This is a genomic window from Vogesella mureinivorans, from assembly GCF_007644035.1.
Taxonomy (GTDB): Bacteria; Pseudomonadota; Gammaproteobacteria; order Burkholderiales; family Chromobacteriaceae; genus Vogesella; species Vogesella mureinivorans.
In genome coordinates this window covers 1-402 of the sequence record NZ_VMTV02000896.1, presented here as the reverse complement: position 1 = coordinate 402, position 402 = coordinate 1, and the positions used below count along the sequence as shown (strand labels likewise).

The window sequence follows — 402 nt, the reverse complement described above, 5'->3', positions numbered from 1 at the left end:
CCGGTGCCGAACCTTCCGATCTGTCGCTGGAGCCTTCGATGAGTACCCCCCACCTCGGCGCCGAACCCGGCGCCTTTGCCGAGACCGTACTGCTGCCGGGCGACCCGCTGCGCGCGAGACACATCGCCGAGCAGTTCCTCGACGGCGCAGTCGAGGTCAACCGCGTGCGCGGCATGCTCGGCTACACAGGCAGCTACCGGGGCCGCCCCATCAGCGTGCTGGGCAGCGGCATGGGCATGCCCTCCTGCCTGATCTATGCCACCGAACTGATCCGCGAGTACGGCGTACGCCGCCTGCTGCGCCTCGGCACGGCGGGCAGCCTGCAGCGCGATCTCAAGCTCGGCGAGCTGGTGCTGGCGACCGCCGCGAGCACCGACTCCAGCCGCAACCGTCGCCGCTTCG

General features: G+C 70.6%; 1 protein-coding gene. It reads left to right on the top strand.

Annotated features, from left to right (window positions below; all coding sequences use genetic code 11):
* Positions 1 to 38: 38 nt before the first annotated feature.
* On the top strand, positions 39 to 402 hold a 364-nt coding region (locus tag FLQ44_RS20145), incomplete at its 3' end, for a purine-nucleoside phosphorylase (protein ID WP_147695783.1).